Annotated in this window: 23 protein-coding genes; 16 read left to right on the top strand and 7 right to left on the bottom strand. The window is 62.3% G+C overall.

The window, feature by feature from the left end; all coding sequences use genetic code 11:
• Window positions 1–60 precede the first annotated feature (60 nt).
• Window positions 61–1,581, top strand: coding sequence for a leucyl aminopeptidase (locus LB543_RS00195; RefSeq protein ID WP_224612041.1), 1,521 nt, complete (start codon window positions 61–63; stop codon window positions 1,579–1,581).
• A gap of 9 nt (window positions 1,582–1,590) precedes the next feature.
• On the top strand, window positions 1,591–2,040 hold the full coding sequence (locus tag LB543_RS00200; RefSeq protein ID WP_224590497.1) for a DNA polymerase III subunit chi: 450 nt from the start codon (window positions 1,591–1,593) through the stop codon (window positions 2,038–2,040).
• A gap of 140 nt (window positions 2,041–2,180) precedes the next feature.
• Here the strand turns inward: LB543_RS00200 and LB543_RS00205 are convergent, their stop codons facing one another.
• Window positions 2,181–2,651 (bottom strand): carboxymuconolactone decarboxylase family protein, encoded by a 471-nt coding sequence (locus tag LB543_RS00205; RefSeq protein ID WP_224590496.1) that lies wholly within the window; start codon window positions 2,649–2,651, stop codon window positions 2,181–2,183.
• Window positions 2,652–2,787: 136 nt separating this feature from the next.
• On the opposite strand from LB543_RS00205, the gene LB543_RS00210 reads away from it, so the two are divergent.
• The 4 genes from LB543_RS00210 (at window position 2,788) to LB543_RS00225 (ending at window position 5,560) form a co-directional block, all read left to right on the top strand.
• The gene (locus tag LB543_RS00210) at window positions 2,788–3,429 is read left to right on the top strand and encodes a TetR/AcrR family transcriptional regulator (protein ID WP_224590495.1); all 642 of its coding nucleotides are present in this window, start codon (window positions 2,788–2,790) and stop codon (window positions 3,427–3,429) included.
• A 19-nt stretch (window positions 3,430–3,448) separates the two neighbouring features.
• Window positions 3,449–4,060 (top strand): hypothetical protein, encoded by a 612-nt coding sequence (locus LB543_RS00215; protein WP_224590494.1) that lies wholly within the window; start codon window positions 3,449–3,451, stop codon window positions 4,058–4,060.
• Complete coding sequence (locus LB543_RS00220) at window positions 4,057–4,923, top strand: 23S rRNA (adenine(2030)-N(6))-methyltransferase RlmJ (protein ID WP_224590493.1); 867 nt, start codon at window positions 4,057–4,059, stop codon at window positions 4,921–4,923. The genes LB543_RS00215 and LB543_RS00220 overlap by 4 nt, the downstream gene beginning before the upstream one ends.
• A 184-nt stretch (window positions 4,924–5,107) precedes the next feature.
• On the top strand, window positions 5,108–5,560 hold the full coding sequence (locus LB543_RS00225) for a hypothetical protein (RefSeq protein WP_140762016.1): 453 nt from the start codon (window positions 5,108–5,110) through the stop codon (window positions 5,558–5,560).
• Between the two features lie 94 nt (window positions 5,561–5,654).
• On the opposite strand, the gene LB543_RS00230 is transcribed toward LB543_RS00225, so the two are convergent.
• Window positions 5,655–5,966 carry a transcriptional regulator gene (locus tag LB543_RS00230; protein WP_140762013.1) on the bottom strand — a complete coding sequence of 104 codons (312 nt, stop codon included), beginning with the start codon at window positions 5,964–5,966 and terminating at the stop codon, window positions 5,655–5,657.
• A gap of 549 nt (window positions 5,967–6,515) precedes the next feature.
• On the opposite strand from LB543_RS00230, the gene LB543_RS00235 reads away from it, so the two are divergent.
• Window positions 6,516–7,004: a histone gene (locus LB543_RS00235; RefSeq protein ID WP_140762010.1), complete on the top strand. Its 489-nt coding sequence runs from the start codon at window positions 6,516–6,518 to the stop codon at window positions 7,002–7,004.
• A 436-nt stretch (window positions 7,005–7,440) separates the two neighbouring features.
• Complete coding sequence (locus LB543_RS00240; protein ID WP_140812555.1) at window positions 7,441–8,037, top strand: glutathione S-transferase family protein; 597 nt, start codon at window positions 7,441–7,443, stop codon at window positions 8,035–8,037.
• 88 nt (window positions 8,038–8,125) lie between these two features.
• On the opposite strand, the gene LB543_RS00245 is transcribed toward LB543_RS00240, so the two are convergent.
• Window positions 8,126–8,782, bottom strand: a complete 657-nt coding sequence (locus LB543_RS00245) for an outer membrane protein (RefSeq protein ID WP_224612042.1) — start codon at window positions 8,780–8,782, stop codon at window positions 8,126–8,128.
• A 413-nt stretch (window positions 8,783–9,195) separates the two neighbouring features.
• On the opposite strand from LB543_RS00245, the gene LB543_RS00250 reads away from it, so the two are divergent.
• The 6 genes from LB543_RS00250 to LB543_RS00275 all read left to right on the top strand — a co-directional run bounded on the left by LB543_RS00250 (window position 9,196) and on the right by LB543_RS00275 (window position 14,325).
• A complete protein-coding gene (locus tag LB543_RS00250) occupies window positions 9,196–9,960 on the top strand; it encodes an SDR family oxidoreductase (protein WP_224612045.1) in 765 nt (254 codons plus the stop codon).
• On the top strand, window positions 9,957–12,041 hold the full coding sequence (uvrC, locus tag LB543_RS00255; RefSeq protein WP_224612047.1) for an excinuclease ABC subunit UvrC: 2,085 nt from the start codon (window positions 9,957–9,959) through the stop codon (window positions 12,039–12,041). Before LB543_RS00250 ends, uvrC begins: the two co-directional genes overlap by 4 nt.
• Before the next feature lie 97 nt (window positions 12,042–12,138).
• On the top strand, window positions 12,139–12,735 hold the full coding sequence (pgsA, locus tag LB543_RS00260; RefSeq protein ID WP_140761997.1) for a CDP-diacylglycerol--glycerol-3-phosphate 3-phosphatidyltransferase: 597 nt from the start codon (window positions 12,139–12,141) through the stop codon (window positions 12,733–12,735).
• A gap of 1 nt (window position 12,736) precedes the next feature.
• Window positions 12,737–12,994 (top strand): molybdopterin converting factor subunit 1, encoded by a 258-nt coding sequence (moaD, locus tag LB543_RS00265; RefSeq protein WP_027144520.1) that lies wholly within the window; start codon window positions 12,737–12,739, stop codon window positions 12,992–12,994.
• A 5-nt stretch (window positions 12,995–12,999) separates the two neighbouring features.
• Window positions 13,000–13,482, top strand: a complete 483-nt coding sequence (locus LB543_RS00270) for a molybdenum cofactor biosynthesis protein MoaE (RefSeq protein WP_224612049.1) — start codon at window positions 13,000–13,002, stop codon at window positions 13,480–13,482.
• A gap of 78 nt (window positions 13,483–13,560) precedes the next feature.
• The gene (locus tag LB543_RS00275) at window positions 13,561–14,325 is read left to right on the top strand and encodes a YbaY family lipoprotein (RefSeq protein ID WP_224612051.1); all 765 of its coding nucleotides are present in this window, start codon (window positions 13,561–13,563) and stop codon (window positions 14,323–14,325) included.
• 45 nt (window positions 14,326–14,370) lie between these two features.
• Here LB543_RS00275 and LB543_RS00280 read toward each other — a convergent pair whose 3' ends face one another.
• Complete coding sequence (locus LB543_RS00280; RefSeq protein ID WP_224612053.1) at window positions 14,371–14,997, bottom strand: class I SAM-dependent methyltransferase; 627 nt, start codon at window positions 14,995–14,997, stop codon at window positions 14,371–14,373.
• Between the two features lie 175 nt (window positions 14,998–15,172).
• Window positions 15,173–15,595, bottom strand: coding sequence for a nucleoside-diphosphate kinase (ndk, locus tag LB543_RS00285; RefSeq protein ID WP_140761984.1), 423 nt, complete (start codon window positions 15,593–15,595; stop codon window positions 15,173–15,175).
• A gap of 293 nt (window positions 15,596–15,888) precedes the next feature.
• Here ndk and LB543_RS00290 point away from each other — a divergent pair, with 293 nt between their 5' ends.
• Window positions 15,889–16,161 (top strand): DUF2934 domain-containing protein, encoded by a 273-nt coding sequence (locus tag LB543_RS00290; protein WP_224612055.1) that lies wholly within the window; start codon window positions 15,889–15,891, stop codon window positions 16,159–16,161.
• 81 nt (window positions 16,162–16,242) lie between these two features.
• Here the strand turns inward: LB543_RS00290 and LB543_RS00295 are convergent, their stop codons facing one another.
• Window positions 16,243–16,935, bottom strand: coding sequence for a glutathione S-transferase family protein (locus LB543_RS00295; RefSeq protein WP_224612057.1), 693 nt, complete (start codon window positions 16,933–16,935; stop codon window positions 16,243–16,245).
• Between the two features lie 66 nt (window positions 16,936–17,001).
• On the opposite strand from LB543_RS00295, the gene LB543_RS00300 reads away from it, so the two are divergent.
• A complete protein-coding gene (locus tag LB543_RS00300) occupies window positions 17,002–17,514 on the top strand; it encodes a DinB family protein (RefSeq protein WP_224612059.1) in 513 nt (170 codons plus the stop codon).
• A 152-nt stretch (window positions 17,515–17,666) separates the two neighbouring features.
• Here LB543_RS00300 and LB543_RS00305 read toward each other — a convergent pair whose 3' ends face one another.
• Entirely contained in the window at window positions 17,667–18,146 is a 480-nt protein-coding gene (locus tag LB543_RS00305; protein WP_224612062.1) for a GNAT family N-acetyltransferase, read from the bottom strand.
• Between the last annotated feature and the right edge of the window lie 27 nt (window positions 18,147–18,173).

Consider the following 18,173-nt stretch of genomic DNA (forward strand, 5'->3'; position numbering starts at 1 on the left):
GTCGCGGATCGCTTCAAACCGCTTCGCGCATCATCGCGCAATCCCCGAAAGCAGGACATGATGAACCCGAGACCGTCGATCGCCTTTGCAAAATTCGCCGCGCCCCAGTCGGCGGCGAACAGAAAGGGCACGGTCTTCGTGCTGTCGGCGGATGATGGCTTGAGCGATGCGGCCAGGGCTTACGATCCGGGCAAGACGCTGGATCGGGCTTTCCCGGTCGCCGAGTTTGCCGGCAAGTTCGCCAGCACTGTCGAAATCCTGGCGCCGGAAGCAACATTGCTCGACAGGTTGGTCGCGGTCGGCGCCGGCAGGGTGTCGGGGCTCGACGAGTATGCCTGGCTGAAGCTCGGCGGCACCATTGCGGCATCGCTGCGCAAGGCAACCGACGTCGCCGTGGTCCTCGACCTGGCCGGTGCCTCGCCCGATGGCAAGGACGCCGCGAACCTCGCTGCGGGCATTCTTTTGCGCGGCTATTCCTTCGACAAGTACAAGACCAGGAAGGATAAGGACGACGGCCAGGGGGGCGGTAAAGCCGACCCGAAAAAGCCGGTCAAGGTGACCATCCATACCGCCGACCCGGCAGGCGCCAAGAAAGCCTTCGCCGATGCCGAGGCGGTGATCGACGGTGTGCTTCTGGCGCGCGATCTCGTCAATGAACCGGCAAACGTGCTGGGACCGGTCGAGTTCGCCGCCCGCGCCAAGGACCTCGAGGCGCTCGGCGTCAAGGTCGAGATCCTGACCGAGAAGGAAATGAAGAAGCTCGGCATGGGCTCGCTGCTCGGTGTCGCGCAAGGCTCGCCCCGAGGCGCCCGTATGGCGGTCATGCAATGGAACGGCGGCAAGCCCAAGGACAGCCCGGTCGCCTTCATCGGCAAGGGCGTCACGTTCGACACCGGCGGCAATTCGATCAAGCCGGCGTCGGGCATGGAGGACATGAAAGGCGACATGGGCGGCGCTGCCGCCGTGACCGGGTTGATGCATGCGCTCGCCGCCCGCAAGGCCAAGGCCAATGTCGTCGGCATCATCGGTCTTGTCGAAAACGCGGTCGATGGTCATGCCCAGCGCCCGGGCGACATCGTCACCTCGATGTCGGGACAGACCATCGAGGTGCTCAACACCGACGCGGAGGGGCGCCTCGTTCTGGCCGACGCGCTGTGGTACTGCAACGACCGCTTCCAGCCGAAATTCATGGTCAACTTGGCGACGCTGACTGGCGCCATCATGGTTGCGCTCGGCCTGCATCATGCCGGCCTGTTCTCAAACAACGACGAACTGGCGCAAAGGCTGACCGCGGCCGGACAGTCAACGCAGGAACGGCTGTGGCGCATGCCGCTCGGCGCCGAATACGACAAGCTGATCGATTCCAAGAATGCCGACATGAAGAACATCGGTGGCCGCTATGGTGGCGCGATCATCGCCGCGCAGTTCCTGCAGCGCTTCGTCAAGGACACGCCCTGGGCGCATCTCGACATCGCCGGTACCGCGATGGGCTCGCCATTGAACGAGATCAACCAGTCATGGGCTTCGGGTTTCGGCGTGCGGCTGCTGGACCGGCTGGTGCGTGATCACTACGAGAGCTGACGTCGATCCATGGCCGATGTGCTGTTTTACCATCTGACCGAATCGACGCTGGAAGATGCGCTGCCAGGCCTGCTCGAGCGCAGCCTCGATCGCGGCTGGCGCGCCGTGGTGCAGACCGGCACCGAGGAGCGGCGCGACGCGCTGGACCAGCATCTGTGGACTTTCCGCGATGATTCCTTTCTGGCACACGCGACCGATCGCGAAGCTTATCCAGATGAACAACCAATCCTGTTGACCACCGGCGACGGCAATCCCAACGGAGCCAAGATCAGGTTCCTGGTCGACGGCGCGGCGGCGCCCGACCTTGGCGGCTACGAGCGTGCGGTGTTCCTGTTCGATGGCCATGACGCGGCCCAGGTCGAGATGGCCCGGGCGCATTGGAAAACGATGAAGGAGGCGGGCCACGCCGTGACCTACTGGCAGCAGACCGCGGACCGCCGCTGGGAGCGCAAGGCTTAGGCAGCACCCGAAGCCGAGATGCAGACCAGAGACGACCCGCGCGCCGAGTCATCTCTGTAGAGCACTTGAGGCTTATTGCCCGGCCATTTCCTTCTTGCCGGCGGGCTTATTGCTCGCCCATTTCCTTCTTGCCGGTGGGCTTACTGCCCGCCCATTTCCTTCTTGAATGTATCGAAATCGACCTGCATGCCGTTGAAGACAGTGCTCCAGTGGCGGGTCAGCGCCGCCATCGCCACGGCTTCCTGTATTTCCTCATCGGTTGCGCCGGCGCGCTTGGCGTCCTGCGTGTCCGACCAGATGCAGTAGGTGCAAGGGATCTGTGCCGCCACGGCCAGGGAGATCAGCGACTTGACCTTGGGCGGCAGCGCCGTCTTGTCGCTGAGTTCGATGGCCTTGACCTCGGCCCAGGCACCGGGCAGACCGGTTTTGGGAAACTGTTTCACAAAGCTTGGTACACCGCCCATGGTGGACTGTATGTCCTTGAGGGTTGCATCATAGTCGTCGGCATGGGCCGCCGCGGTGCCGAGCGACAGCACGCAGGCCGCGGCGGCGATCAGGAACGCACGTTGGGATGAAGACTGCACGGATTTGACGATGCGATGATACGACATGGTTTTCTCCTCTGGTCTTTGTTAGCCTTACGATGTAAGGTGACGTCGAAGATGAACCTTACACTGTAAGTTGTCAAGCAGCGCGATGGATCAATCAATCAAGAAAAAGAGAGCGCGCGGACGTCTGTCGCGCGAAATGATCGAGGACGCGGCTTTCGAGGTGATCGAGAGGGAGGGCCTTTCCGGCTTTTCGATGCGCAAGCTGGCGGCAGCACTTGGTTGCGAGGCAATGAGCATCTACCATCACTTCCCCTCGCAGGCGCATCTCTTTGAGGCGCTGGTCGACAGGCTGATTGGTCCGTTGAAGATGCCTGATCCGGATCTGCCATGGCGCCAGAGGATGCGCATGGCGGTATTGGATTATCGGCGTATCGGCCGCGAGCATCCGGCCTTCGCGAGCTATTTTCTCAGCTACCGCATGAATTCGCCCATTTGCCTTGGCTATATCAATAACATCGTGGGCTTGTTCAATGACGGCGGCTTCGATCAGGAAATGGCCGCAAGGCTGTTCCGTGCGGTCGGGTATTATCTGGCGGGGGCGGTGCTCGACGAGACCGCCGGTTACTCAAAGGGTCCGTCGGCGGTCACAACGGTCGGCAGTGAGCAGCTTGAGCGCGATTTCCCCAACATCGCCACCGCGGGACGTTACTTCGGCACCGCTGAATTCGACAAAACCTTCGATCTTGGCCTGGAGATGCTTCTGGACGAGATGGAGCGGATCCGCACTGCTACCGTGGACAGGTCCGCGCAGGGCGGCAGCCATAGCGAGCAGAAGTAGAAATAGCCAAGGTTTTTCGATGCGCTTTCTCTCCATCCTGCTTCTGATCGCCGGCGCCGCCATCGGCATTTTCTCTCCGTGGGCGGTGAGCAATTTCTCGGGCAGGGCGGTCGGCACATACCGCGTTTATGAGGGCGGCCAATTCCGACCGGTGACGGTTCAACTTGCCCCGGGCGATGCGCCGGTGCGGGTGCTGGTGGACCTGACCGCGAGGGCCGAACGCATCGTTTCGCAGCAGCGTACGGTGCTGACGCTGACCGCGGCCACCAACGGCCGCACGATGCTTGCCTCGACGCTGCAGTTCAACCATGCGGACAATCCACGCCAGGCCAGCCCGCAACTGCCCGACAAGATCTTTCGCGACGAAGCCGGCCTGATTGCCACCGTCAGCCCAGGCGCTTACGTCTTCACCGTCGGCCCGGGCGATGCCGACGACATACCGATGCGGGCGGTCGACCTTGTCTTGCGCTCCGGCGTCGGCGAAATCGACGGCCGCGCGCGGCCGATAGGCTTCTCGCTGATGGCGGTCGGCTTGATCGGATTCCTGCTGTCTTTGCGTTCTGGTGGCGGGCGACCGGAAAATCCGAACTCGCAGCCGCCGCCGCCACGATGGGGCAGGGGTCCCACATGAACTATCGCCACGCCTATCATGCCGGAAATTTTGCCGATGTCGTCAAGCATGTCGTGCTGACGCGCCTGCTCGACTATCTCAAACAGAAGGACAAGGCGTTTCGTGTCGTGGACACCCATGCCGGCATTGGCCGATACGACCTGTCGTCACTCGAAGCGCAAAAGACCGGTGAGTGGCAGGGCGGCATCGGCAGGCTGATCGATGCCTCGTTCGACGCGAAGGCGGCGGCGCTGCTGGCGCCCTATCTGGCGGCGGTGCGCTCGCTCAATCCCGAGGGCGGTGTCAAGAAGTATCCGGGGTCGCCGCTGCTCACGCGCAATCTCCTGCGCAAGCAGGACCGGTTGTCGGCGATCGAACTGCACCCGAAAGACGCCGCGAAGCTGAAGACGGAGTTCGCCGGCGATTTCCAGACAAGGGTGATGGAACTTGACGGCTGGCTTGCGCTCGGGGCGCACCTGCCGCCCAAGGAAAAGCGCGGCCTGGTGCTCATCGACCCACCCTTCGAGGAAGAGGGTGAGTTCGGCCGCCTCGTCGAGGGGCTGGCGAAAGCGCACAGGCGCTGGCCCAGCGGCATCTACGCGCTGTGGTATCCGATCAAGAACCGCAAGGCGATCATCGCCTTCAGGAAAGCGCTGAAGCAATCCGGCATCCCGAAAATCCTCGACATAGAATTCGAGATCAGGCCGGCCTCTTCGGAACCCAGCCTCGATGGCACCGGCATGGTGGTGGTCAATCCGCCCTTCATGCTGGAAGGCGAACTGCGAACCCTATTACCGGCACTGCACAAATTGCTTGCCGTGGAAAAGCCGGCGCATTGGTCGATGGAATGGCTGGCCGGCGAGCAGGCCCCGCCGCAGGTCTAGCCGCCTTCGACCGCCTGCTCCGTACGACCGCACGATCCGCCCGCAGGGAACTTCGCCGTTGTCTGCGGGTTGCTGCTTACAGCAACTGCCCGGCGCCGGCTTCTGGAAACCATTGTTTCGGCAACCGCTTGACCGCCGCCGAGCGAATCCGCACAGTGCGCGCAATCGACCTTGAGAGGCTGCCATGACTCGCTTCGCCAAATCCGCACTTGCTGCCCTGATTTCGCTCTGCACGCCCCTTGCCGCGCCTCTCGGTATCACCCAGGCGGTCCATGCGGCCGACCTCGCCGTCTATTCCGAGAACGATGGCAGCGTCTGTGGCGAGACATGGGTGCTGAGCAAGATCACGCATCGGTTCTCCTACCAGGTGCATCACGTGCCGCATCTGCCCGATGTCGCCATCACCGATTTTCGCGACATTCGCCAGCACCGCTATGAGCAGGCGAGCGAGGAATGGCCGATCGGCCGTCACTATTGCCGGGCAACCGTCAGCCTGTCGGATGGCCGGGACCGGTCGATCTTCTATCTGATCGAGGAAGGCCAGGGTTTTGCCTCGATCGGCGACAATGTCGAGTTCTGCGTCTCGGGCTTCGATCGCTGGATGGTCTACAACGGCCGTTGCCGCGTCCTGCGCTGAACGCGTCTTTCCCGACCTTTTTTCGCGCCTGCTGCCCGAAGCGGTTGCAGGCGCTTTGGCGCCGGCGTTGCCAGGTGTTCGTCCAATCGCAGGGCTATTTTCCGCGCCGCGTTGCCTCTGCCTGATCGATGATCTTGCGAAGAAAGGCAATGTGGCCGCGAAAGGCCCGGCGCCCGGCCGTCGTGGCTCTGACCCGTGTCTGCGGCCGACGCCCGACAAAAAGCTTTTCAATGTCGACATAGCCAGCTCTGGCCAGCGTATCGAGATGTCCCCCGAGATTGCCGTCGGTGGCTTCGATCATGGCCTTCAACTGGGTGAACTCCAAGGCCTCGCGCCTTTCCAGCGTGTTCAGGACGGCCATGATCCTGAGCCGCGTACTCTGGTGGATAATGTCGTTGGCGCTCATCAATGGGCTCCAATGCGGCAAAGCCTTGCTGTCGCCGTGTGACTCGGCAATCTCTGCCGCCTTGGTGTCACTGCCTTTGTATGGCCGAAATCCAAGGCGCAAGCACACTGATTGACAGAATACTCTGCCATACAGAGTATTCCGTCAATCAGAAAGAGGGTGCTCGAAACATGCTTGACAAGGTGATCTTCAGATCGGGCGTCGCATCGCGCTCGTGATCCGCACGGACCGCTCGCTTGCAAAAGATGATCGTCTCGATGAGGCGGCGAGCCATGATATTCACGGCCGAATATCATGCGTGAAGTTGCCCGCTAACCTTGGGAGCTTGATAGCGAGTTCGCATCGGGAATGCCGGTGTCAAATTGCTGGCGACGTCGGAAGATCAATAGTGGATTTTTCCGATGATGAGTGTGATTGTGTGTCGATCGCAACCAAAATTTAAGTTGAGAAAATCATATCATTGCTTCGCTGGCTAGCGAGACGCGAGTCAGATATGCATTGCGCGCCGGGGTCATTCACGGCCATCGGCATAACGTGAAGGGGCATGACATGGCTAAGCAGTCATCTAAAGCGCCGGCATCCAAGACACCGGCAAAGAAAGCACCCGCAAAAGCAGTCGCGGCGAAGGCCGCAACGGCAGTGAAGAAAGCAGCGCCTGCCGCCAAGCCGAAGGCAGCCGCGGCCAAGGCACCGGCGAAGAAACCCGCGGTAGCGGCAAAGGCCGTCGCGAAGCCGGCAGCGAAGAAGGCAGCGCCCGCGAAGGCCGCGGCGAAGCCCGCAGCGAAAGCGGCACCGGCCAAGAAGCCGGCAGCCAAGGCGGCCGCCAAACCCGCGGCGAAGCCGGCAGCGAAGAAGGCAGCGCCCGCGAAAGCCGCGGTTAAGCCGGCAGCGAAAGCGGCACCGGCCAAGAAGCCGGCGGCCAAGCCAGCTATGAAAGCAGCCGCGGCCGCGACCAAGCCGGCGGTGAAGAAAGCCGCGGCGCCGAAGGCAAAGGCAGCGCCTGCGAAGGCGAAAGCGAAAGCTCCGGCCAAGAAGTAGACGGATCGTTGGAGCGTCACCTGTCCTTCGGGATCCGGCAAGGACGCTCAGACGCTCTGGATCGGAGCATGTTCGGAAGCGGGTTCAGCCCTCTGGGCTGAACGTCGGAAAGGGGCCGAGAGGCAAGCAAAGCGAGGCGCCGGTTGGCTGCCTCGCTCGCCCGCTCTTTCGCTCCTCGCCGTGGTTGGCGAAGATCTCGGCCCGATGCCTGGCGCCTGCGAAGTATGGGCGCCTGTGAAGTGTGAATGCAGGTTCGAATCCCCGCAGTTCGCTGTCGAGGCCTGCTAATACTTTTCCAGCATACCGGCTTCAGGCTGTGATGATGCCAGGATGGAAAACCGCGGCCGGTTTCTGGTCGTTGGTATTTTGCACTCTGGCGATTGATCGCAAGAGTGTGTCCGGTCAACACTGGACGGTCGCAAACAGGAAACCGATCATGCCGAAGCTGCTCTACGCGTCCGCCTCGCCCTACAGCTCCAAGGTAAGGATGGCCGCGGCCTATGCCGGGATCGCAATCGATGAGGTGCCGGTCAAGACCGAGGACAGGCCGGCCGAACTGATCGGCGCCAATCCGCTCGGCAAAATCCCGGTGCTGGTGCTCGACGATGGCCGTTCGATTCACGACAGCCGAGCCATCACCCAGCACCTCAACCGGATTTCGAAGAACGCGTTGTTTCCACGCAACCCCGACAAGCGTCTGGAAGCGGAAGTGCTGGAGGCGCTGGCTGACGGTATCTGCGATTGCGCGCTGTCGATGGTCTACGAGCGCCGCACCCGGCCCGAAGAGATGGTCTATCAGCCCTGGCTCGACCGCCAGTGGGCGAAGATCACGGCAGCACTCGATCTGCTCAACGCCAATCCGCCCAAGCTGCCGAAGAAAATCACGGCCGGTCAGTTGGCGTTGCGTGCCTGCCTCGGCTATCTCTCGCTGCGTTTTGCCGGTCAGTGGGAGAAAGGGCGTAGCCGGTTGACCCGCTGGGTGGCGCGCTTCGACGAAAAATTCCCGGAGTTGAAGTCCGTGGTTCCGGCCTGAGCGATCAAATCTGCTGTTCCGGCCTGAGCGACCGGATATAAAAAAGCCGGGCGCGAGGCCCGGCTTTTCGTGTCGTGGCTTGAACGTCTTAGAACTTCATGCCGAGGCCGAAGGTGACGCGGTTGTCCGTCGCCTTGACCTTGCCGATGCCGTCGAAGCTCTTGCTGCCGAAGTCGGTGTAGCGATACTCGACGCGACCGAACACGTTGTCGGTCAGCTTGATGTCGGTGCCGAGACCGGCGGTCCAGCCGATCATGGTGGCGGTGTCGCTGGCGGGAATGGCGGAGTCCTCCACCTTCAGGCTTCTGCCGGCGAGACCGCCGGTGCCATAGAGCAGGATCTCCGGGGTCACGGCGTAACCGAGACGGGCACGCAGCGAGCCCTCGAAGCCGCCCTTGGAGTGGACACTGTTGTCGTCACCCTTGACGCCGTCGTAGCCGAGTTCGGCTTCACCGCCGTACACGAAGTTCTCCTGCTGCCACTGATAGCCGCCGAAGACACTGCCGACAAAACCCTTGGTATCGGTCGAGAAGCCGAGATCCTTTTCCTTGGTCTTGCCGCTGAAGCCGTAGCCAACGTTGATACCGGCATAGGGGCCGGCCCACGAGGCGACCGGAAGTTCAGCAACCGGAGCGGGTGCCGGCGGCTCTTCCTGGACGACGTCCGCAGCATAAGCGGTACCGCCGAGGGCGAAGAGCCCGAGCGCGACAGCCAGCGGCCGTGCGAATTTGAGATTGGCTTGCATTGTTCTTTACTCCTTAAGCCACAGGACACAGGCTTGTTTCTCACGATCGCCATCGACCCGCCCGGGGGGTGAAACGGATCTGGCGTTCGTCGGTTCCGAATGTCGTGTCAAAATGCGGCTGAACCGAACCTGAACTTGGGTCATTACCCGGCACGAATGAGGCAGAACCTTGACGTTGCATCTTCGCAACAGCGAAATGTCAGCAGCAAGTTCATGCTGCGCTGCACGCGGCTTGGTGCAAGGACTCCAGCGACCTATATTGCGGTCCGGCGGTTCCGAGTCCAAGAGGGCTCGGCATGCCGAACCGGGCACTTCGCCACAATGTTGCCCCAGGTGCGAACGCCGTTTAACGCATGCCGGGCCATATTTCGTCGGCGTCGCGTTTTCGGGCCGAAATTGAGGATTGACAGCAGATGAGCAAAGCCACTGCCGTGGCGCTGGTGACCGGTGGGGCGAAACGGATCGGCAAGGCGATCGTCGAGGACCTCGCCAGCCATGGTTTTGCGGTCGCCATCCATTCCAATCGCTCGCACGATAAGGCGGATGTATTGGCCGCGGCGATCAACCGGTCGGGCGGCCGCGCCGCCGCGGTTGCGGCTGATCTGACCGATATGGACGCTGTCAGCGACCTCGTCGGTCAGGCGGAAGCCGCGTTGGGTCCAATCTCGCTGCTAGTCAACAATGCTTCGCTCTTCGTCGATGATTCCGTCGAGGATTTCGACTGGCATGCCTGGGACCGCCATTTTGCCATTCACGTGAAAACCCCGGCGCTTTTGGCGCAGAACTTCGCCCGTTCCTTGCCGGAAGGGCAGGAGGGGCTGATCGTCAACATCATCGACCAGCGTGTCTGGCGGCCGACACCGCGTTATTTTTCCTATGCGCTGTCGAAATCGGCACTCTGGACCCAGACGCGGATGTTGGCGCAGGCGCTCGGCCCCCGCATCCGCGTCAATGCGATCGGGCCAGGCCCGACGCTGAAGAACGCGCGCCAGGACGATTCGGATTTTGACGCGCAGGTCGCCGGCCTCATTCTGAGACGCGGCCCGGAATTGCCGGAATTTGGCGCCACCATCCGTTATCTCTGGCAGGCGCGCTCGGTCACCGGCCAGATGATCGCACTCGATGGCGGCCAGCATCTTGCATGGCAGACGCCCGATGTGACAGGCATGGCGGAATGAGTCCTTTGGATCACAAGAACAAGGCGCGCGGCGGCGCTGATGATCTTCCTCCCGAAATCGACCTCGAGGACGAGGCGCTGGAGGAGATCGTCGAACCGGTTGGCCCGGATGTCGCGTTCACTGCAATCGACTGGACGCCGCATGCGGGCGACGCCGAAGGCATGGTCGGCGCCGAGGTGATCCAGATGCTGGTCAAGCGGCTGCCCAATGCGCCCGGCGTCTACCGGATGATGAACGCTGCGGGCGACGTGCTCTATGTCGGCAAGGCGCGCAGCCTGAAGAAGCGTGTCACCAACTACGCGCAAGGCAGATTCCACACCAACCGCATCGGCCGCATGGTGCGCGAGACGTCGACGATGGAGTTCGTCGTCACCCGCACCGAGATCGAGGCGCTGCTGCTCGAAGCGAATCTTATCAAGCGCTTGCGGCCGCGATTCAATGTGCTGATGCGGGACGACAAGTCGTTTCCGTATATCCTTTTGACCGGCGACCATGTCTCGCCCGGCATCTACAAGCACCGCGGGGCACGCTCGCGTAAAGGCGACTATTTCGGCCCCTTTGCCTCGGCCGGCGCCGTCGGCCGCACCATCAATTCCCTGCAGCGCGCCTTCCTGCTCAGAAGCTGCACCAATTCCTTCTACGAGAACCGCACGCGGCCATGCCTGCTCTACCAGATCAAGCGCTGCGCCGGTCCGTGCACCGGCGAAATCTCGCATCAGGGTTATGCCGATCTGGTCGCCGAGGCGAAGGACTTTCTCTCGGGTCGCAGCCAGAAGGTGAAGACCGAGATTTCGGCTGCCATGCAGCAGGCTTCGCAAGACCTCGATTTCGAGCGCGCCGCCATCTATCGCGACCGGCTGGCCGCCTTGTCGCACGTGCAGAGCCATCAGGGCATCAACCCGGCGACCGTCGACGAGGCCGATGTCTTCGCCATCCATCAGGAAGGCGGCCAGGTCTGCATCCAGGTGTTTTTCTTCCGCACCGGTCAGAACTGGGGCAACCGCGCCTATTTCCCGAAGGCCGATCCGGCGCTGGAGGGATCGGAAGTACTAGGCTCGTTCCTGGCGCAGTTCTATGACGACAAGCCGACACCGCGTGCCATTCTCCTGTCGCAGGCCGTCGACGACCAGGAACTGCTGGCCGAGGCGCTCTCGACCCGCGCCGGCCGCAAGGTGGCGATCTCGGTGCCGCAGCGCGGCGAGAAAAAGGACCTGACCGACAACGCCTTGCAGAATGCGCGTGAGGCGCTCGGCCGCCGGCTGGCCGAAACCTCGACGCAAGCGCGGCTGCTTGCCGGTTTCGCCGAGACCTTCGGCCTGGCCAAGCCGCCAGTGCGCATCGAGGTCTACGACAACTCGCACATCATGGGCACCAACGCCGTCGGCGCCATGGTCGTCGCGGGGCCGGAAGGCTTTGTGAAGAACCAGTACCGGAAATTCAACATACGCTCGACCGAGATCACGCCGGGCGACGATTTCGGCATGATGCGCGAAGTGATGGAGCGGCGTTTTTCGCGATTGCTCAAGGAGCATGGCGATGTTGTCCTGGCCGACGATGCGGCAGCGGGCGAGGTGATGGCAGCCGAGGCGGGCGACGATATCGAGGAGGATCTCTCCGGAAGCTTCCCTGCCTGGCCCGATGTCATCCTGATCGATGGCGGTCAGGGCCAGATGACGGCGGTGCGCAAGATCCTGTCGGATCTCGGCATCGAGGACCGGGTCGTCGCCATCGGCATCGCCAAGGGGCAGGACCGCGATGCAGGCCGCGAACGCTTCTTCGTCAAGGGCAGGGACTCGTTTTCGCTGCCCGTTCGCGATCCAGTACTCTATTTCGTCCAGCGGCTGCGCGACGAGGTCCACCGCTTCGCCATCGGGTCACACCGGGCCCGTCGCAAGAAGGAAATGGTCAAGAGCCCGCTCGACGAAATCGCCGGCATCGGCCCCGGCCGCAAGCGCGCGCTTCTCTTGCATTTCGGCACCGCCAAGGCGGTCAGCCGTGCCGCAATCGAGGATCTGAGGAAAGTCGACGGCATTTCCGAGCAGGTCGCGAAACTGGTCTACAATCATTTCCACGAGAGCTGAAAAAATCGCCACTTTCAGCTGGCCAGTCGAATCTGGCCTGTTGACCCCCTACATCCGCTTCTGATTTGAGTACGCAGGCAGAAAGAGTCCACCAGACATGGCCCAGCGCGCGTTCAACTTGCCCAACATGCTGACCTACGCCCGCATCATCGCGGTGCCGCTGGTCGTGCTGTGCTTTTTTCTGGAGGGCCATCTGAAATCGAGCGACTTCGCCCGCTGGTCGGCGTTGGTCATTTTCCTGCTGGCATCGGTCACCGACTACTTCGACGGCTATTTTGCGCGCGCCTGGCAGCAGACCTCCAACATCGGCAAGATGCTCGATCCGATCGCCGACAAGTTGCTGGTCGCCACCTGCCTCTTGCTGCTGGCGGCCGACACCGATCGTCACGCCGGTATCGCCGGCTGGTCGCTCTGGGCGGCGATCATCATCCTGTGCCGCGAAATCCTGGTTTCGGGCCTGCGCGAATATCTGGCGGCGCTCAAGGTCTCGGTGCCGGTGACGCAGCTTGCCAAGTGGAAGACCACCATCCAGATGGTCGCCATCGCCTTCCTGCTGGCGGGACCGGCCGGTGACAAGATCTTTCCGCTGACAACGCAGACCGGCCTCGTGCTGCTGTGGGTCGCGGCCCTCGTGACGCTCTACACCGGCTACGACTATTTCCGCGCCGGCCTCAAGCACATCATGGACGAGTGAGATGACGACCCGTCTCATCTATTTCGCCTGGGTTCGCGAACGGATCGGCACATCGCAAGAAGATGTTGAACTGCCCGCCGGCATCGAGACGGTCGCTGACCTTTTGCGCTGGCTACAGTCGCGCGGCGAAGGTTACCAACACGCGCTGCAATATCCCGATGTGATCCGCGTCGCCATCAACCAGGAACATGTCGATCACCGCGAGAAGATATCGGGCGCACGCGAGATCGCACTGTTCCCGCCGATGACCGGGGGCTGAAACTCATGTCGGCCGTCCTGGTGCCGAACGTGCGCATCCAGCGCCAGGATTTCGACGTTGCCGCCGAGATCGCCGCGCTGATGCAGGGCCGTGCCGACATTGGCGCGGTGGTGACCTTCTCCGGCCTGTGCCGCGACGAGCAGGGCGCACTCTTGGCACTTGAGCTCGAGCACTATCCGGGCATGGCTGAAGCCGAGATCGGCCGCATCGCAACCGAAGCCACCGAGCGCTGGCCGCTGCAAGGCCTCACAGTCATACATCGCCATGGCAAGATCGCGCCGGGGGCGAACATCGTGCTGGTGGTGGCCGCTTCGGCGCATCGCCAGGCGGCATTCGAGGCGGCGAACTTCCTCATGGATTACCTCAAGTCTCGTGCACCCTTCTGGAAGAAGGAACATCGCACCGACGGCTCCGAGGGCGGCTGGGTCGACGCCAAGGAAACCGACGTCGAGGCGGCCCGACGCTGGAAGCAGCCGCCGTCCGAATAATACCGTGTAGGCGTCACGGAACGACCGCAATCCTTCTGCCAACTGCTCACGTGACTGATTTGGGCAAGGGAGACGGTCATGCTGGACAGGATCGCCGAGTTCTTCGTCTTCGGTTTGGTGCCCTTGGTCGTCGGCATCCTGGCGGTGCCGGAGCTGTCCGTTGCCGCGGAAAAGGCGGTGAAAGGGGAAGTGATCTATCGCGAGCGCATCGCCTTGCCGCCCAGCGCCGTGCTTTCCGTCGAGCTTGCCGACGTCTCGTTGGCCGACGCGCCGGCCAAGATCATCGGGCAACAGAAGATCGAGCCCGCCGGCCAGGTGCCGATCAGCTTCGAGATAAAATTCGACCCCTCTATCATCCGGCCGCGGATGACCTACGCGCTGCAGGCCCGGATCACTGTGGACGGAAGGCTGATGTTCATCTCAGATGTGCGCCATCAGCTCGATCCGCTGACCGACGCGCCACAGACCATCGTGCTGAAGATGGCCACACCCAGCAAGGAGCCAGCGGCTTCCGTCTTCGATCAGCTCTGGGTGGTCGACTATGTCGATGGCATTGGCGCCATCACCGCGCCGCAGGCGACGTTCAGGGTCAGCGGGGACGGCAAGGCCGGTGGCAGCGGTCCCTGCAACACCTATTTTGCCACGGCGAAGGTCGAGGGCCCGGCAATCGCGATCAGCGATATCGGTTCGACCTACAAAGCCTGCGCGCCCGATCTGATGGCCGAGGAAAAAGCCTTGTTCGATGCATTGGCCAAGGCGGCGTCATACAAGGTCGATTCCGGCAAGCTCGCCATATCCGGCAAGGACGGCCGCGAAATCCTGCGCTTCAGCGCCGCGAGCTGAGCAATTCCGGGGAAATTGCTACGCGCTTTCCCCGGGAAAACCGTTTCACACTTTTCCTGGAATTGCCGCAGACGATGGGACAAGGATGACGCCGTAGTGATAAGGCGGCAAGTCAACCATTTCAGCCAGCTTGAAACCGGCCGGCTCGACGGCGGCGATGGTCTGTTCCGGCGACAGTCTCAACTCGGTCTTCGGTCCGCGAGGCTCGCCCAGCACCACCGTTCGCTCGCGCGGCGTCCGATGCCAGTTGACTATGGCAAAACGACCTGACGGGCCAAGTGTCGCACGGACCGCGCGGGCCAGGCGGAGCTGATCCGGAACACCATGAAAGGCATTTGCCATGAAGACGAAATCGGCGGGTCGGGCTGCCAGGCTGGCAATTTCATAGGCGTCGCCCGCCACGAAGTCGCAATTCGACAGGCCATTTTCAGTCAGGCGCCGGCGCGCGACTTCGAGCAAGTCGGCGTCGATATCGATGGCGGTGACATGACGCGCGACCCTGGCAATCCGCAATGTGAACCAGCCATCGCCGGAGCAGAGATCGATCACGTCCATACCCGGCTTGATCCCGGTGGCCGCAAGCACTGCCGCCGGGTCGGGCCACAGCGCCTCCCACCATCCGCTGGTCGGCATATCGGTGCCCTGGAAGAACCCTGGAATGGCGCTGGTCATGGTCGGGTCGACTCCATCGCGACGGAGCTCCAGTCTATTCACGCATCTCGTACTTTGCCGGACTTTGCGGCGGCTCGCATCATGTGAGATGCCGCGGAGCCTGAGACCATGTCCTATACAAAAAAAGGCCGACATTTCGCCGGCCTTTCTTGCATGTGAGATATGGACTGTCGGCTCAGCCGACGATCTCGGTGTCCGAGAACCAGTACTTGATCTCCTGCGCGGCCGTTTCCGGCGCGTCGGAGCCGTGCACCGAGTTCTCGCCGATCGACAGCGCATGCACCTTGCGGATGGTGCCTTCGGCGGCGTTGGCCGGGTTGGTAGCGCCCATCACGTCGCGGTTCTTGATAATGGCGCTCTCGCCTTCCAGCACCTGCACGATGGTCGGGCCCGAGGACATGGATTCCACCAGCTCGCCGAAGAACGGCCGCTCCTTGTGGACGGCGTAGAAGCCTTCGGCCTCACGGCGGCTCATCCACACCCGGCGCGAGGCGATGACGCGCAGGCCGGCGTCTTCCAGCATCTTGGTGATGGCGCCGGTGAGGTTGCGCCGCGTTGCGTCCGGCTTGATCATGGAAAAAGTGCGTTCGAGCGCCATGGGTCGTCCTTGTCTGAATTCGAATTGAGAGTGGCGGGCTCTATACAAGCCGCCCGGCTGATTGCCAAGAGGGGTGAGGAGCGGGGTGAGGAACGGCCGCCAAGCGGGCAGAAAGCCGATTGCTTGGCTTTTCGAGCGATGAATGTCCGGAGCGATGGCGAGGGGTCGGAAGGTGCGTGCTTCCGTGGCTGATCGGCGCCGGGGAAGCGAGATCAGACGGCTGTAAAGCAACGGTTTGCTTGCTATAGTCGCTCGGTCGGCGCCGCGCTGAAGTCGGCCCGAATGGAGACAAAATGACCATGGCAGACGATCGTCAGGAGCGCATTCGCAACCGTGCACATCAGATCTGGCAGGAGGAAGGGCAACCGGCCGGTCACCACGAACGCCACTGGCACCAGGCGGCGGCCGACGTCGATCGGGAGGACGCGGGGAAGCCGTCGGCGGACAAGAAGCCAGCCAAGAAGGCATCTGGCGCCGGCAAGGCAAAAGCCGCCCCCAAGGAAGAAAAGACCGCCGCGAAAGCCAGCAAACCGAAGGCCGGCAAGCCAAAGAAGGCCCCCAAATAGGCCCAACTGTTCCACCGCTGATTTTCGCAACAGGTTGACGGCGCTCGAACTTCCTTGCCGGCAGGCAGGTCGCCGCGTCCGTCAGGCTGCCGCGGAAACCTTTCGTCCCAGCCCGCCATGCAGGTCGAGGCAGCGGGTGAACCACTGCGCCACCGCGTCGCTGTCTTCGAGCAGTTTGTATGGCGATGCGATGCGTCCCCATTGCAGTGCGCCGAAAACGATATAGTCGGCAAACAGCGGCGAGGCGCCGCCGATGAACGGCTGGTAGCTCAACATGGAGCGCAGCGGCTCCAGCGCTGCCCGGAAGGTTGCCAGGCCGGCGTCGCGTGCGGCGACGACGTCCTCCAGCCGCTTGCCGAAGCGCTGCTCCCGGCTCTGGCGGAAATAGGAGGCGTTCTCCTCGTCTTGCATGGCATGAAGGTCAACGAGCGCCGCGGTGGTGACATAAGGGTGGATGGTCAATTGCGACCAGCGCTCGATGAAGCGCGCCATCGCCTTGCCGCCTTCGCCGCCAAACAGCGTCGGGCGATCCGGATAGGCCTCATCGAGATAGAGCGCGATGGCGAAGGAATCGGCGACGACCTTGTCGCCATCGCGGATGACCGGAACGGTTTTTGAGACGCCGCCTTCAACGGCCGGCACTTCGAGAAAACGCGTCGGCGCGGTCGAGATGTCAAGTCCCTTATGGGCCAGCGCCATCGTTGCCTTCCAGCAATGCGGACTGAACGGACGGCGCTCGTCACGCCCGACGAGATCATAAAGCAGAATGGTCATTGGCGTTAGGTCCCTTTGCGGTCTAGGTATCGCTCCCGAACCGAAACGGGCGCGGCCGGAGAAAAGATGAAACAGCACTTCATGATGTTTGCGGCTTACAATCAATGGGCCAATGGCCGCATCTACGATGCCGCCGACGATCTCAACGATGAGGAATTCAATCGCGACGTCGGCGCCTTCTTCGGCTCGCTGATGGCCACGCTCAACCACCTGCTCGTCGCCGATCGCATCTGGATGAAGCGCTTCACCGGCGAAGGCGCCGCGCCGACGACACTGGACGCCATATTGTACCGGGCTTTGCCTGTCCTGAGGACAGCGCGCGAGGCCGAGGACCGGCGCATCATCGACTGGATCGGCGGCTTGAACGACAAGGCGCTATCGGGTCGTTTCACTTATATGACCGTATCGGACATGCGCACCGTCTCGCAGCGCCTGGCGCCCGCGCTGGCTCATGTCTTCAACCACCAGACCCATCACCGCGGCCAGGCGCATATGATCCTGACGGTTCTGGGCCGCCCTTCCGTGCCGCTCGATCTGGCGCATTTTCTGCGGACCGAGGAGGGCAGGGCCTTCGCCTGATCCATATGGTTTCGTTCTAAATTCGAAGGCGAACACCTCGCGCCGACTATCGCCGCATTTTTTGCCGCAGCATCGCCTTCACGTCCGGCCACTCGGAATCGATGATGCTGAACCGGACGGAATTGCGTTTCCGGCCGTCCGGCATGATCCGTTCATTGCGAACGATTCCTTCCTGTTTCGCCCCTATTCTTAAAATGGCCGCTCTCGACGGGTCGTTGAGCAGTGGTGAATTGCACGCGAACACAGTCCGTGACCTCAAATGCATGGAACAGGAGAAGGTATTTAGCCTCGGTGTTGACCGCCGATCGCTGGACCGAACTGCTGAGCCACGTGTGCCCAATCTCCAACTTTCTGTTAGCGCGATCGATTTTCCAGAACCGCGTACTACCGCAAATCAAGCCCGTGGCGCGCAGAACGATCGCGTATGGCATGACGGTCCCGGCCTGTCGTCCAGCCAGGGCACTGGCGACATAGTCATCGATCGCGTCTGGCCCAGGAACCACGGTGGCCTTCAGGTTCCATAGCTCGCCATCCGCGGCTGCACTCAAAAGCGCTGCGGAATGCTCTGACTGCAGGGGACTGAGCTCAACGAGATCCCCGACCAAGGCGGGTTGCCTGGATTGGACGCCCATTAGTCGATGATCCCCAATTTCTCTCGC

It is taken from the genome of Mesorhizobium sp. ESP7-2, from assembly GCF_020164715.1.
In the GTDB taxonomy this organism is placed as follows: domain Bacteria; phylum Pseudomonadota; class Alphaproteobacteria; order Rhizobiales; family Rhizobiaceae; genus Mesorhizobium.